13 protein-coding genes are annotated in these 13398 nt (G+C 70.9%); 5 read left to right on the top strand and 8 right to left on the bottom strand.

What is annotated here, in order from left to right:
- The first annotated feature begins 29 nt into the window (after positions 1–29).
- Together G569_RS0139745 and G569_RS0139740 are read left to right on the top strand one after the other, a co-directional pair.
- Positions 30–1055 carry a ScyD/ScyE family protein gene (locus G569_RS0139745; RefSeq protein ID WP_028067529.1) on the top strand — a complete coding sequence of 342 codons (1026 nt, stop codon included), beginning with the start codon at positions 30–32 and terminating at the stop codon, positions 1053–1055.
- The gene (locus tag G569_RS0139740) at positions 1052–2494 is read left to right on the top strand and encodes a flavin-containing monooxygenase (RefSeq protein WP_028067528.1); all 1443 of its coding nucleotides are present in this window, start codon (positions 1052–1054) and stop codon (positions 2492–2494) included. The genes G569_RS0139745 and G569_RS0139740 overlap by 4 nt, the downstream gene beginning before the upstream one ends.
- On the opposite strand, the gene G569_RS0139735 is transcribed toward G569_RS0139740, so the two are convergent.
- A complete protein-coding gene (locus G569_RS0139735; RefSeq protein WP_037502505.1) occupies positions 2481–3287 on the bottom strand; it encodes an alpha/beta fold hydrolase in 807 nt (268 codons plus the stop codon). The genes G569_RS0139740 and G569_RS0139735 overlap by 14 nt on opposite strands.
- Positions 3288–3323: 36 nt before the next feature.
- On the opposite strand from G569_RS0139735, the gene G569_RS55545 reads away from it, so the two are divergent.
- Positions 3324–4460 (top strand): GAF domain-containing sensor histidine kinase, encoded by a 1137-nt coding sequence (locus G569_RS55545; RefSeq protein WP_053227697.1) that lies wholly within the window; start codon positions 3324–3326, stop codon positions 4458–4460.
- On the opposite strand, the gene G569_RS0139725 is transcribed toward G569_RS55545, so the two are convergent.
- From G569_RS0139725 to G569_RS0139690, 7 genes are all read right to left on the bottom strand, one after another.
- A complete protein-coding gene (locus G569_RS0139725) occupies positions 4450–5046 on the bottom strand; it encodes a cupin domain-containing protein (RefSeq protein ID WP_211233214.1) in 597 nt (198 codons plus the stop codon). The genes G569_RS55545 and G569_RS0139725 overlap by 11 nt on opposite strands.
- Before the next feature lie 52 nt (positions 5047–5098).
- Positions 5099–6148 (bottom strand): ABC transporter ATP-binding protein, encoded by a 1050-nt coding sequence (locus G569_RS55540; protein ID WP_037502499.1) that lies wholly within the window; start codon positions 6146–6148, stop codon positions 5099–5101.
- The gene (locus tag G569_RS55535; protein ID WP_037502496.1) at positions 6145–7164 is read right to left on the bottom strand and encodes an ABC transporter ATP-binding protein; all 1020 of its coding nucleotides are present in this window, start codon (positions 7162–7164) and stop codon (positions 6145–6147) included. The genes G569_RS55540 and G569_RS55535 overlap by 4 nt, the downstream gene beginning before the upstream one ends.
- Entirely contained in the window at positions 7161–8105 is a 945-nt protein-coding gene (locus G569_RS0139710) for an ABC transporter permease (RefSeq protein ID WP_028067525.1), read from the bottom strand. The genes G569_RS55535 and G569_RS0139710 overlap by 4 nt, the downstream gene beginning before the upstream one ends.
- A gap of 1 nt (position 8106) precedes the next feature.
- Positions 8107–9135: an ABC transporter permease gene (locus G569_RS0139705; RefSeq protein ID WP_211233213.1), complete on the bottom strand. Its 1029-nt coding sequence runs from the start codon at positions 9133–9135 to the stop codon at positions 8107–8109.
- Entirely contained in the window at positions 9136–10818 is a 1683-nt protein-coding gene (locus G569_RS0139700; protein WP_157592630.1) for an ABC transporter substrate-binding protein, read from the bottom strand.
- Positions 10819–10906: 88 nt separating this feature from the next.
- Positions 10907–11590 carry a zinc metallopeptidase gene (locus tag G569_RS0139690; protein WP_028067522.1) on the bottom strand — a complete coding sequence of 228 codons (684 nt, stop codon included), beginning with the start codon at positions 11588–11590 and terminating at the stop codon, positions 10907–10909.
- A 35-nt stretch (positions 11591–11625) separates the two neighbouring features.
- On the opposite strand from G569_RS0139690, the gene G569_RS0139685 reads away from it, so the two are divergent.
- Both G569_RS0139685 and G569_RS0139680 read left to right on the top strand, forming a co-directional pair.
- Positions 11626–12315: a haloacid dehalogenase type II gene (locus G569_RS0139685; protein WP_037502772.1), complete on the top strand. Its 690-nt coding sequence runs from the start codon at positions 11626–11628 to the stop codon at positions 12313–12315.
- Between the two features lie 11 nt (positions 12316–12326).
- Entirely contained in the window at positions 12327–13355 is a 1029-nt protein-coding gene (locus G569_RS0139680) for an aldo/keto reductase (protein WP_028067520.1), read from the top strand.
- Positions 13356–13398 lie beyond the last annotated feature (43 nt).

Below are 13398 nucleotides of genomic sequence, written 5' to 3'. Positions count from 1 at the left end.
CGACTCACCCGCGCCGTTAGAGTCGCGCCGTGACCCGCCTCGCCGCCCTCACCGCGCTCGCTCTGGCGCTCCTCGCCGCCCCCGCGCAGGCCGCGACCGTGGTCGCCGACCACCTCTCCCGCCCGCGCGGACTCGCGATCGCGGCGGACGGGACGCTCTACGCCACGCTCGTCGGCAGCGGCGGCAAGCAGTGCAACTTCGAAGGCTGCTTCGGCGCGACCGGAAGCATCGTCCGCGTCGCCGGCGGCCACGTGAAGCGCGTCACCGGTGGGCTGCTCTCGATGCGCGGCGTGCCCGACGGGTTCTTCTCCCTCGGCGCCGACCAGCTCACGCTGCTGCCGGACGGGCGCCTGGCGACCGCGATCTCGGCCGAGTTCAACGACGCGCCGAACCGTCCGCCGCGGCAGGTGCCGAAGGCCGTCCGCGGCCAGGCGGGGCGGCTCGTGTTCGTCACTCCGGGCGGCAAGCGCACCGTCGGTCCGGACATCTCCGCGGTCGAGTACCGCGACGATCCGGACGGCGAGGGCAAGGTCTCCAACCCGTACGGCGTCGCCGCGCTCGGCGATGCGATCTACGTGAGCGACTCCGCCGCCAACACGCTGCTGGAGGTGCGCGGCTCCGACGTGAAGACGATCGCGGTCTTCCCGCACACCGCGGCCGACGGGCAGTCCGTCCCGGCGGCGCTGACCGCGGGCGCGGACGGCGCGCTCTACGTCGGCGAGTACACCGGCAACCAGCAGGCGGGCCACGACGCGCGTATCTGGCGCGTGGTGCCGGGCAGCGCGCCGACGCTGCTCGCGACGGGGCTCACCACCGTCAGCGCGGTGGCGGGCGGGCCGGACGGCGCGCTGTACGCGACCGAGTTCCGCCCCGGCCGCGTGATCCGGATCGCCCCCGACGGCACCAAGAGCACGGTCGCCACCGGGCTGCACTTCCCGGGCGGGATCGCCGTGGGGCGCGACGGCGCGATCTACGTGAGCGACTGGTCGGTGGCGGGCGCGACCCGCAAGGACGCGTACCATCGGCACATGGGTCGCATACTGCGGGTGAAGTGAGCAACGAGCATCTCGACGTCCTGATCGTCGGCGCGGGCCTGTCGGGCATCGGCGCGGCGCATCACCTGCAGGCCCGCCTGCCGCACAAGTCGTACGCGATCTTCGAGGCGCGCGACACGATCGGCGGCACGTGGGACCTGTTCCGCTACCCGGGCGTGCGCTCGGACTCGGACATGCACACGCTCGGCTACCGGTTCCGGCCGTGGACGGCGTCGGAGGCGATCGCGGACGGCCCGGCGATCCTGGACTATGTGCGCGACACCGCCCGCGAGGCGGGGATCGAGGACAAGGTGCGCTTCGGTCACCGGGTCACGCACGCGGCGTGGTCGACCCGCGACGCCCGCTGGACGGTGTCGCTCGACGGTCGCCCCGATGTCACCTGCGGGTTCCTCTACGTGTGCGGCGGCTACTACCGCTATGACGAGGGCTACCGGCCTGACTGGCCCGGCCTGGACCGCTATGCGGGTGCGCTCGTGCACCCGCAGTTCTGGCCGGACGACCTCGACTACGAGGGCAAGTCCGTGCTGGTGATCGGCAGCGGCGCGACCGCGGTCACGCTCGTGCCCGCGATGGCCGAGGAGGCCGCGCACGTGACGATGCTGCAGCGCTCGCCGTCCTACGTGCTCGCGATCCCGTCCACCGACCCGCTCGCCGACCTGCTCCGCAAGCTGTTGGGGGCGCGCCGCGCGTACCCGATCGTGCGCTGGAAGAACGTCGCGATCGCCACGCTGCTCTACCAGATCAGCCAGCGCCGGCCGAAGCTGATGCGCTCGCTGCTGCGGCGCGGCGCGGTCAAGCAGCTCCCGGTCGGCTATGCCGTCGACACCCACTTCAACCCGACCTACGGGCCCTGGGACCAGCGCCTCTGCTTCGTGCCCGACGGGGATCTCTTCCGCACGCTCAAGGCCGGCCGCGCGTCGATCGTCACCGACCGCATCGAGCGCTTCACGGAGACCGGCGTGCTGCTGGAGTCCGGCGCCGCGCTCGACGCCGACGTCATCGTCACCGCGACCGGGCTGAACCTGCTGGCGATCGGCGGCATCGAGCTGAGCGTCGACGGCGCGCCGGTGTCACTCCCCGAGCACCTCGCCTACAAGGGCATGATGCTCAGCCGCGTCCCGAACTTCGCGTTCACGATCGGCTACACCAATGCGAGTTGGACCCTGAAGGCCGACCTCGTCGCCGAGTACGTCTGCCGCCTGCTCACCCACATGGACGACAATGGCTACCGGCAGTGCATGCCGGTCGACGACGACCCGTCGGTGGAGCCGCGCCCGCTGCTGGACTTCAGCGCGGGCTACGTCCAGCGCTCGCTGCACCTGTTCCCCAAGGGCGGCTCACACGCCCCCTGGCGGCTCGGGATGAGCTACGCGCAGGACGTCGTGACGATCCGCCACGGCGCCCTCGAGGACGGCGCCCTGCGCTTCAGCGCTCCCTGAATATCCAGTCCATCGCCACCGGGCACGCGCGCAGGACCGACACGTGCCCGTCGCGCGGGCGCAGCCACAGCTCGCCCGCGGGGAGCGCGCGCAGCAGCGCGTCGGCGTGCGAGGGCGGGATGACGCGGTCCTGACCGCCCTGGACGACGAGCACGGGCGCCGCGACGGTCCCCAGGTCGAAGCCCCACGGATGCGCGAACGCGACCTCGTCGTCGATCAGCCCGTCCGGACCCGCCTGGCCGGCGGCGAACGCGTCCTGGCCGAGCGGCGCCCACTCGGCCTCGAGCACGGCCCAGTCGGCGGCGGTGAAGCTCTCCGGGTCGAAGGTCTCGGGGAGCGCGGCGCGGGCCTCGCGGCCGGCCAGGCCCGCCCGCAGGCTGCTCGGGTCGTGCATTCCGGCGAACCAGTCGAACGCGTCGGTGTAGGGCGCGGGGGAGGCGAGGACCACTGCGGCCGTGACCCGGCCGGGCAACAGCGCCGCGCACGCCAGCGCGTGCGGCCCGCCGCCGGAGGCGCCCATCACCGCGAAGCGCTCGAGGCCGAGCGCGTCGGCGAGCGCCCGCACGTCGCCGGCGGCGCCGGCCACGTCGCGGCCCGGAGCCGGGGTCGAACCGCCGTAGCTCGGTCGCGCGTAGGTGACCAGTCGCAGCCCGCGCGCATCGGCGGCGTCGAGCAGCGGCGGCAGCTGCGCTCCGGTGTGGGGCGAGCCGTGGTGCCACAGCAGCGCCGGGCCTTCGCCGCCGGTGTCGTACACCCGCACCGTGCGTTCGTTTCCGACGGGGAGGTCTCGCATCCTGATCACAACCTAGCGGTCTGCGACGATCCGCCCGTGGCCTCGGACCTGCGGGCGGAGAACGAACGACTCCAGGGCGCGCTGCAGGCGCGGCTGGAGGAGGTCGAAGCGCTGCGGCGCGTCGCCACCCTCGTCGCGCGCAACGCGGCGCCGGAGGAGGTCCTGGACCTCGTCACCCGCGAGGTCGCGCGCCACCTGAAGGCCGACGCGGCGATGACCGCCCGCTTCGACGGACCCGGCGTCGCCACCGTGCTCTCGGACTGGGCGGCGCCCGGGCTCGAGGCGCTCACGGTCCCCACGCCGATCGACCTCGATCCCGGCACAGTGCTCGAGCAGATCCGCCGCACCGGCCTCCCGGCGAGGACCGACTCCTACGAGGGCATCGACGGCGCGCACGTCGAGGAGGTCCGCGAGCTCGGTATCCGGGCGGGGGTGGGCGCGCCGATCGTCGTCGCCGGCGAGCTCTGGGGCGCGGTCGCCGCGGGCAGTGCGGACGCGCCGTTCACGGCGGACTCCGAGGAGCGGCTGCGCGCGTTCGCCGAGCTCGTCGGGCAGGCGATCGCGAACGTCGACGCGCAGGGGAAGCTCCAGCGGTCGCGCGCCCGGATCGTCGAAGCGGCGGACGGCGCGCGCCGCAAGCTCGAGCGCGACCTGCACGACGGCGCGCAGCAGCGCCTCGTCGGCCTCGCGATCCATCTCCGCCTGCTCGCCCGCAAGCTCGGCCCGGACGCGGGGATCGAGCCGATCATCCAGGAGCTGATGGGCGCGCTGGAGGAGCTGCGTGACCTCGCGCGCGGCCTGCACCCCGCGGTGCTGAGCGAGCGCGGGCTCGTGCCCGCGCTCGAGGCGCTCGCCGCCCGCTCGCCGGTGCCGGTCACGGTCCACGCCACGCTCGAGGGGCGACTGCCCGAGCCGGTCGAGGTCGCGCTCTACTTCGTCGCCGCCGAGGCGCTGGCCAACGTCGCCAAGTACGCGTCGGCCACGCAGGTGGAGATCGAGGTCGGCTCCGGGACGGTCGCGATCGCCGACGACGGCGTCGGCGGCGCGAGCCCCGACGGCGGGAGCGGCCTGCGCGGCCTCGCCGACCGGGTCGAGGCACTCGGCGGGCGGCTGCACGTCGAGAGCCCACCGGGCGCCGGCACGACCGTCCGCGCGCGGGTGCCTATCGGCTGATGGGCGACAGCCCGGCGGCAGCCAGCGCGTCGGGCTCCGGCTCGACCGAGCCGTGCGGGCCGAGGTACTCCGGGTAGATCGCCTGCAGCCCGCGCCGACGGGCGACGAAGCCGAGCACACCGAACGCGAGCCGCTGCACGAAGGCCGGCGGGTGGCGGCGGACGATCACGTCGGAGAACTCCGCGCCGAGCAGCGCCACCTGCAGCAGCGACGGGACGCCCTTGGCGTTCGTGCGGCCCGCGTTGGCGAGGCCGAACGAGGTCGCGATCGCCAGCTCGAAGCGTGGCGACGGCGGCGTCAGCTCGATCAGCACGTCGACGGGCGCGCCGCTCGCGTTCCACCAGTCATGCCACACGCCCGCCGCGACGGTCACCGCCTCGCCTTCGCGCAGGCTGCGCTCGACGCCGTCGACGCGCGTCGCGAGCGAACCATTGAGCACCTCGAAGCGCTCCTGCATCGCGGGGTGCAGATGCTCGCCCGAGACCGCGCCGCCAGGGCGCACGTGCAGGTGCACGAGCATCGGCTCGCCCGGCGCGTCCTCGTCGCCGCGCAGCACCACCGCCCGCTCACCCGTCACATCGTTCACATAGAGATCGCCGTACCGCGCCATGGAGGTGCAGACGGCCGTCGGGTGTGAACTATTCCGCGGCCGGCAGCTCCGCTCCCGCCGCGACCGGCGACGCCTCTGAGCGCGACGCGGCGACGATCTCGCCGAAGCCCACGTTGCGCGGGTGATGACACGCCGCGAGATGGCCGTTGGAATACGTGGTCAACGGCGGCTCCACCGCGCGGCAGATCTCGGTCGCGTGGGGGCAGCGCGTGTGGAAGCGGCACCCCGGCGGCGGGTCGATCGGCGACGGCGGCTCGCCCTCGACGACCGCGCGCGGGCGGGCGCGGTTCTCGCGCGGGTCCGGGATCGGGATCGCGCTCAGCAGCCCGGTCGTGTACGGGTGGATCGGCTTGTCGTAGAGCTCCTCGGCGGGGGAGACCTCGACGATCTTGCCCAGGTACATGACCACGATCCGGTCGCTGACATGGCGCACCACCGACAGGTCGTGGGCGACGAATAGGTACGAGAGCCCGAGCTCGCCCTGCAGATCCTCGAGCAGGTTTACGACCTGCGCCTGGATCGAGACGTCGAGCGCCGAGACCGGCTCGTCGAGCAGGATCGCCTTCGGATCCGCGGCCAGTGCGCGGGCGATCCCGATCCGCTGGCGCTGCCCACCGCTGAACTCGTGCGGGAAGCGATTCAGATGCTCCGGGTTCAACCCGACCCGCGCCAGCAGCTCGCGCGAGCGACCCTCCACGTCGGAGACGCCCCGCAGCTTCAGCGGCAGCCCGACGATCTGACCGACGCGCTTGCGCGGGTTCAGCGACCCCTGCGGGTCCTGGAAGACCATCTGCAGCTCTCGCCGGACCGGTGCCAGCTCACGCTTGCGTGCGCGAGTGATGTCGACGCCGCGGAAGTGGATCGACCCGCCCGAGCTGTCGACGAGCCGCATGAGCGCCCGGATCAGCGTCGACTTCCCGCACCCGCTCTCGCCCACGATCCCGAGCGTCTCGCCCTCCTGCAAGGTGAACGAGACGTCGTCGACGGCGTGCACCTTGCCGACGGTGCGGGAGACGACGAGGCCCGACCGCACGGGGAAGTACACCTTCAGGTGATCGACCTCCAGCAGCGCGGTCATGAGGTCACCGTCTCCTCGGTCGCCAGGCCGATCGCGCCGTCGACCATCCGCAGCTCGCGCTTCTCCTCGAGCGACAGCCAGCACCGGTCGCGCCCGTTCAGCGGCGGGACCTCGGTGCACTTGGCGAACGCGTGCGGGCAACGCGGCCGGAAGTGACATCCGGCCGGCGCCGCCAGCAGCGAGGGCGGAGAGCCCGGGATCGCCGGCAGCCGTCGCGAGCGGTCGCGGTCGACGCGCGCGATCGAGCCCAGCAGCCCCCAGGTGTACGGGTGCCGCGGGTCGTAGAACACCTCGTCCAACGTGCCCTGCTCGACCACCCGCCCGGCGTACATCACCAGCACGCGGTCGGCGATGTCGGCGACGACCCCGAGGTCGTGCGTGACCATGATGATCGCCGCCCCCGTCTCCTCGCGCAGCGCCTTCATCTCGCGCAGGATCTGCGCCTGGATCGTGACGTCGAGCGCGGTCGTCGGCTCGTCGGCGATCAGCAGCTCCGGCGAGCACGACAGCGCCATCGCGATCATCACCCGCTGGCGCATGCCGCCGCTGAACTCGTGCGGGAACGACCGCGCCCGCTCGCCCGGCCGGGGAATCCCCACCCGCCCGAGCAGCTCGACCGCCCGATCGAACGCCGCGCCCTTCGACAGGTCGGGCTCGTGCGCCCGGATCTGCTCGACGATCTGGTCGCCGACGCGGTAGACCGGATCGAGCGATGACATCGGGTCCTGGAAGACCATCGCGATGCCATTGCCGCGGATGCCCTCGAGCTCGGACTCGGACGCGGTCAGCAGCTCGGTGCCGTCGAACACGGCGGAACCCTCGAAGCGGGCGTTCGGTGAGCGGGTCAGGCCGAGCATCGTCATCGCCGTCACCGACTTGCCCGAGCCCGACTCGCCCACGATCGCCACCACCTCCCCAGCTGCGATGTCGAACGACACCCCGTCCACGGCCTGCAGGATCCCTTCCTCGGTGGCGAAGGAGACGCGCAGGTCCGCGACGGACAACAACGGGGTCATAGGCGGATCCGAGGGTCGAGGATGGCGTAGACGATGTCGACGATCGCGCCGATCACGACCACCACGAACGCGGTCAGCATCGTGATGACGAGGATCGGCGGGACGTCGAGGCGCCCGATCGAGTCGGCCGCGTACTGGCCGACGCCGTGCAGCCCGAAGACGCTCTCGGTGAGGATCGCGCCGCCGCCGATGACCGCGGCGAAGTCCAGGCCGAACAGCGAGATGACGGGGATCAGCGAGTTGCGCAGCACGTGCCGGACGATCACGCGCGTCTGGGTGATGCCCTTCGCCCGCGCGGCGCGGACGAAGTCCTCGCTCATCGTGTCGAGCATCGTCGAGCGCAGCACCCGCGAGTAGACGCCGATGAACAGCACCGACAGCGCGAACCACGGCATCAGCAGGTGGGTGAACCACTGCCACGGGTTCTGCGTCAGCGGGATGTACCCGCCGAGCGGGAACCACCCCAGCTTGTAGCCGAGGTAGTAGAGCATCATCGCGCCGAGGAAGAACACCGGCGTCGAGACGCCGATCAGCGCCAGCACCGTCAACCCCCGGTCGAGGATCTTCCCCGCCGAGAGCGCCGAGATCACGCCGAAGACGATGCCCAGCCCGAGCCAGATGATCCCGGCGCCGATCGCGAGCGAGATCGTCGCCGGCAGGTCGCGCTTGATCTCCTGCAGCACGTTGACCTGCTGCGTGTAGGAGACGACCGACCCGCCGAAGATCTTGCCCATGGTCGTCACGTACTGGTCGTAGATCGGCTTGTCGAAGCCCCACTGGGCCCGCACGTCGGCGATCTGCTGCGGGGTCGCCAGGCGCCCGGCCAGGCGCAGCGCCGGGTCGCCGCTGGGGATCGCCTGGAAGATCAGGAACGTCAGCACCGAGATCGCGAACAGGACCGCGACCACGCCCACGATGCGACGGAGGACGAAGCGCGCCATGTCAGTGCTCGATGCGCACCTTCGCGCGCGGGTCGAGGGCGTCGCGGACGCCGTCGCCGAAGACGTTGATCCCCAGCACGGCGATGACCAGCATCAGTCCCGGCACGATCGTCAGGTGGATCGCGCTCGGGATCAGCCGGATGCCGTCGGAGATCATCGTCCCCCACGACGGGTTCGGGTCCTGCACGCCGGCGCCGAGGTAGCTCAGCCCGGCCTCCAGGAGGATCGCGTTGGCGATGATCAGCGGGACGAACACGATCAGGGTGCTGATCGTGTTGGGCACGATCTCGGTCGCCATGATCCGGATGTTCCCGAGGCCGAGCGATCGCGCCGCGTCGATGAACTCGCGCTCGCGCAGGCTCATCACCTGCCCGCGTACCGGCTTGGCCACGTACGGGACGTAGACGACGCCGATGATCACCGCCGGCACCATCAGCGAGTTGCCCTTGATCTGAAACAGCCCCAGGTTGAGCCCGCCGACCGCCAGCGTGACGCCCAGCGCGACGCCGAGGAGCAGCGCCGGGTAGGCCCAGAGCACGTCCAGACAGCGCGAGAGCACGCCGTCGGTCATGCCACGGAAGTAACCGGCCGACACGCCGATCAGCGTGGCCAGCATCATGGTGATCAGCGTCGCCACGCCGCCGATCTCGAGCGAGTTGCGTCCGCCGTAGAGCAGCCGGACCGCGACGTCGCGCCCGTTGGAGTCGGCGCCGAGGAAGAACCGCCCATGCCACGTGGGACCGATCGGGATCCCCTGGACGCTCACGACGTCATGGAGCTTGCCGCCGAGCTTGATCTGCTCGGTCAGGTGGTTCGCGCTGGGGGTCGTGTGCGCGACGTGAGCGGCGTAGACCGGCGCCAGCAGGCAGACGATCACGACGGCCAAGAACAGCGCGCCGAACGCCAGGGCGGTCTTGTTGCGCCGCAGCCGCCGCCAGGCCAGCGCGTACGGGCCGATCCCGGGTGGGGCGTTCTCCTCGGGCGTGGCGCCCGAGGAGAACTCCGTCCCGGTTACTTCAGTGGTCGCCACTTACTTCAGCGAGATCGATGACCAGTCGTTCCCGTACAGCGGACTGAAGACCGCCGCGGGGAAGTCGATGCGGTCCGAGAAGAACATCGGCTGCTTCTCCTGGCCGTAAGCGGCGATGTAGGCCTTCTGGGCCAGGTACTGGTCGAGTTGCTGCCACTGGTTGGCGACGCTGTCGAGCTTGTCGGCGGGCACCGCGTTGAGGGTCTTCAGCTCCGACTGGATATGCGGGTCGTTGACCTGGCTGAAGTTCTGGTTGTTGGTGTCCTGGATCGAGCCGGCGTCCATCAGCAGGTAGAAGTCGCTCGGGTTCGGGAAGTCCTGGTTCCAGTCCGCGAAGCCCGTCTGCGGCTCGGTCTTCTTGTTGCCGATCGTGGGGAAGTACTGCGCGTCGGCGATGACCTTCGTCTTGGCCTTGAACCCGATCTGGTTCAGGACGTCGGTGTAGTACGCCGCGAACTCCTTGCGCGGGCTGCGCGTCTCCGACCAGACCGTCACCGGCTGTCCCGCCATCCCGGACTGCTGGACCAGCGCCTTGGCCTTGTTGAGATCCGGCGCGCCGTTGGGATCGCCGTATGGGCAGGCGCTCGTCGGATGGCCGACCAGGCCTTCGGGCAAGAACCAGCAGGTCTGCGTGAAGTTGCCGCCGTTGAGGCGGTTGAGCGCGCGCCGGTCCAGCGCGTAGTTGACGGCTTCGCGCGCCAGCTGGTTGTTGAACGGCTTGGCCTGGGTGTTCAGGAAGAAGTAGAACGTCGAGATCGTGTTCTGCTGCTTGTAGCGGCCGGCGGCCTTCGATGTCACCTGTGAAATGAGGCTGGGCGGGATCTGGTCGGCCCAGTCGAAGATGTCGGCCGAGTTGTTGAGCACCTGCTCGGCCTCGGTCTGGGTGTTGGACGCGATCTTGACCGTGACGTCGACGTGGCCGGGCGCGACGCCGGGCACCATGGTCGCGGTCCACTTCGGGTTGCGGACGACGTCGAACGAGCGGTTCGGGACCACGTTCTTGATCTCGTATGGACCGACGCCCGGGGGCGGCGTGTTCGAGAGGTTGGACATCTTGGTCCCGGTCGGCACCAGGCCGGCGGCCGGGAACGCGAGCACGTTCAGGAACGCGCCGTAGGGCTTGGTCAGCGTGATCGTGATCTTGCCCGTGTTGTCATCGGTCTGGATGCCCGAGATCGTGTGCGACTTGCCGGTGTCATAGGCCTCGGCGCCCTTGATGTAGCCCGTGAAGAACGACTTGCCGCCCCAATTGAGCTTCAGCGCCCGCTGGATCGTGTACGTGAAGTCCGATGCCTTCACCGGTGAGCCGTCGGAGTAGCTCAGGCCCTGGCGCAGCGTGAGCGTGTACGTCTTGCCGTCGGCCGACACCGTCGGGAAGTCCTGCGCCACGCCGGGGATGACCTTGCCGCCGTCCTCGCCGTTCTTGTGCGCGTACGTGTACAGGCCGAGATACGAGATCCACGTCGCCTCGGCCGACTGCGTCGTGTAGCCCTCCTGCGGGTCCAGGAAGTCGGGGGCGGTCCCCATCAGGACCGTGACGGTGCCGCCTTCCTTGGTCGCGGTCGAGCCGCTCGCGGTCTTCGCCGGGGTCGCCGTGCTGGAGCTCTCGGAGCTCGACCCGCACGCCGCTACGGCAGCCGCCAGCGCGACGGTCGCCGCGCCGTAAGCCAACTTACCTCTCACACTTCCTCCTCAGGGAGTCACATCTTGCGAGTGACGCTATGTGGCCACTGTGGTGATTGAGTGAGAAGTGAGGGTTTGAGTCAAATCCTCATGTGGCGCGGTCCATGGCCTCCGCGACCAGGATCAGCGCTGCAAAGAAGCCCAATTGGCGGGTCAGCCCGGCCACGTAGGTGAAGGCCGCCGCGCGCAGTACGGAACGCACCTCGGAGACCTCCTCCGCGTCAGCGAGGTGGGACGCCGCGAGCAGGTCAAGCGCCTTGCGGCTCGCCCCCAGCTCGACGGGGAGCGTCGCCAGCGCGAACACCACCAGTCCGAAGACGTACAGCAGCGACAGCGCCATCAGGACGGGGACTCCGAACCAGAATCCGCCGATGAAGAACAGCGCCGAGAACGGGGCGAACCTCGCCAGCGGCTCGGCCACGGCCTTGCGGATCCGGTACGCGCGGTTGCCGTCGGCGTCCTGGTAGGCGTGCGAGACCTCGTGGGCGGCGATGCCCATCGCGGCGACGCTGCGCTCGGTTGCCACCGGCTCCGACAGCCGCAGCGCGCCCGCGCTGCCGTCGTAGTGGTCCGACAGGGCGCCCGGCGTCTCCTCGACGCGCACGCGCTGCAGCCCGTGCTCGCCCAGGAGCCGCGTCGCGACCTCGGACCCGCTGACGCGAGCGCGGTTGGGCACGCGCCGGTAGCGCATGAAGACCTCTTGGACGCGTCGCTGGGCGAACAGCCCGCCGGCCAGCGGAATCAGGAGTAGGAGCCAAAGGACGGCGGTCATGGCCGGGCATCCCAGCAGAAGACACAATGCGGCGCATGAGCCCTATCGACTACCGGTCCTTTGACGCGCTGACCTTCGATTGCTACGGCACGCTGATCGACTGGGAAAGCGGCATCCTGACCGCGTTGCGGCCGCACGCGACCGGGGTCGACGACGACGCGCTGCTGGAGGCGTTCGCCCGCCACGAGTCCGACATCGAGGCGGGTCCGTACCAGCGCTACGCCGAGGTGCTGGCGGGGTGCCTGCGGGCGCTCGGGGTCGAGTTCGGCTTCGAGACGACCGCGGACGAGCAGGCGGCGTTCGGGCAGTCGGTCAAGGACTGGCCGGCGTTCCCCGACAGCCCGGCCGCGCTCGCCCGCCTGAAGGAGCGCTTCAAGCTCGGCGTGATCACCAACTGCGATGACGACCTGTTCGCCGCCTCCAACGCGCGCCTCGGCGTCGAGTTCGACTGGGTCATCACGGCCGAGCAGGCCCGTGGCTACAAGCCGCGGACGGAGAACTTCGAGTTCGCGTTCGAGCGCATCGACGTCCCGCGCGAGCGGATCCTGCACGTCGCCCAGTCGCTCTTCCACGACCACGTGCCGGCCAAGGCGCTGGGGATGACGTCAGTGTGGATCGACCGCCGCCAGGGCCGCGCCGGCGGTGGCGCCACGCCGCCCGCCGACGCCCGGCCCGACCTGACCGTGCCGACGCTCGAGGCGTTCGCCGACGTCGCGACGGGGTAACGTCGCGGCTTATGGAGTACCGGAACCTGGGCCGCAGCGGCTGCGTGGTGTCCACGTACGCGCTGGGCACGATGACGTTCGGCAACGAGACCGACGAGGCCGGCTCGCACGCGCAGCTGGACCGCTTCGTCGAGGTGGGCGGGTCGTTGATCGACACCGCCGACGTCTACACCCGCGGCGCGTCGGAGAGCATCATCGGCCGCTGGCTGGCCAAGCAGTCGCCCGAGACGCTCGACCAACTGGTGATCGCCACCAAGGGCCGCTTCGCGATGGGGTCCAACCACAACGACCTCGGCCTCTCGCGGCGGCACCTGCGCCGAGCGCTCGACGCCTCGCTGGCGCGCCTGCAGGTCGACCACATCGACCTCTACCAGGTGCACTCGTTCGACCCGCTGACGCCGCTGGACGAGACCTGGGGCTTCCTCGACGACGCCGTCCGCGCCGGGAAGGTCGCGTACGTCGGGCTCTCCAACCACGTCGGCTGGCAGGTCCAGAAGGTCGTCGACCTTGCGGACCACCGCGGCCTGGCGAGGCCCGTGACACTGCAGCCGCAGTACAACCTGCTGGCCCGCGAGATCGAGTGGGAGGTCATCCCCGCGTGCGAGTCGACCGGGCTCGGGCTGCTGCCGTGGTCCCCGCTCGGGGGCGGCTGGTTGACCGGCAAGTACACCCGCGACGAGCGGCCGACCGGCGCCACCCGCCTCGGCGACGACCCGAACCGGGGCGTCGAGGCCTACGACCGCCGTTCGAGCGAGCAGCGCACGTGGGACGTGATCGAGGCGGTGCAGGCGATCGCCGCCGACCGTGGCGTGTCGATGGCGCAGGTCGCCCTCGCGTGGCTGCACGACCGCCCGCTGATGACCTCGGTGATCCTCGGCGCGCGCACCATGGAGCAACTCGACGACAACCTCGGCGCCGCGGGCCTGCACCTGAGCCCCGAGGAGACCGCGCGTCTGGACGCGGCATCCGACCCCGCACCCGCCTCATATCCGTACGGCGACATCGGCTTCAACCAGCGCAACCGGGTACTGCCTACCTGAATGGCAGTGGTCGGGGCGACCCGGCCGCGTCACCATAAGCGGC

Source organism: Solirubrobacter soli DSM 22325 (assembly GCF_000423665.1).
GTDB classification, from domain to species: domain Bacteria; phylum Actinomycetota; class Thermoleophilia; order Solirubrobacterales; family Solirubrobacteraceae; genus Solirubrobacter; species Solirubrobacter soli.
The sequence above is the reverse complement of the archived record's forward strand: the minus strand, read 5'-3'. Positions and strand labels throughout refer to the sequence as shown.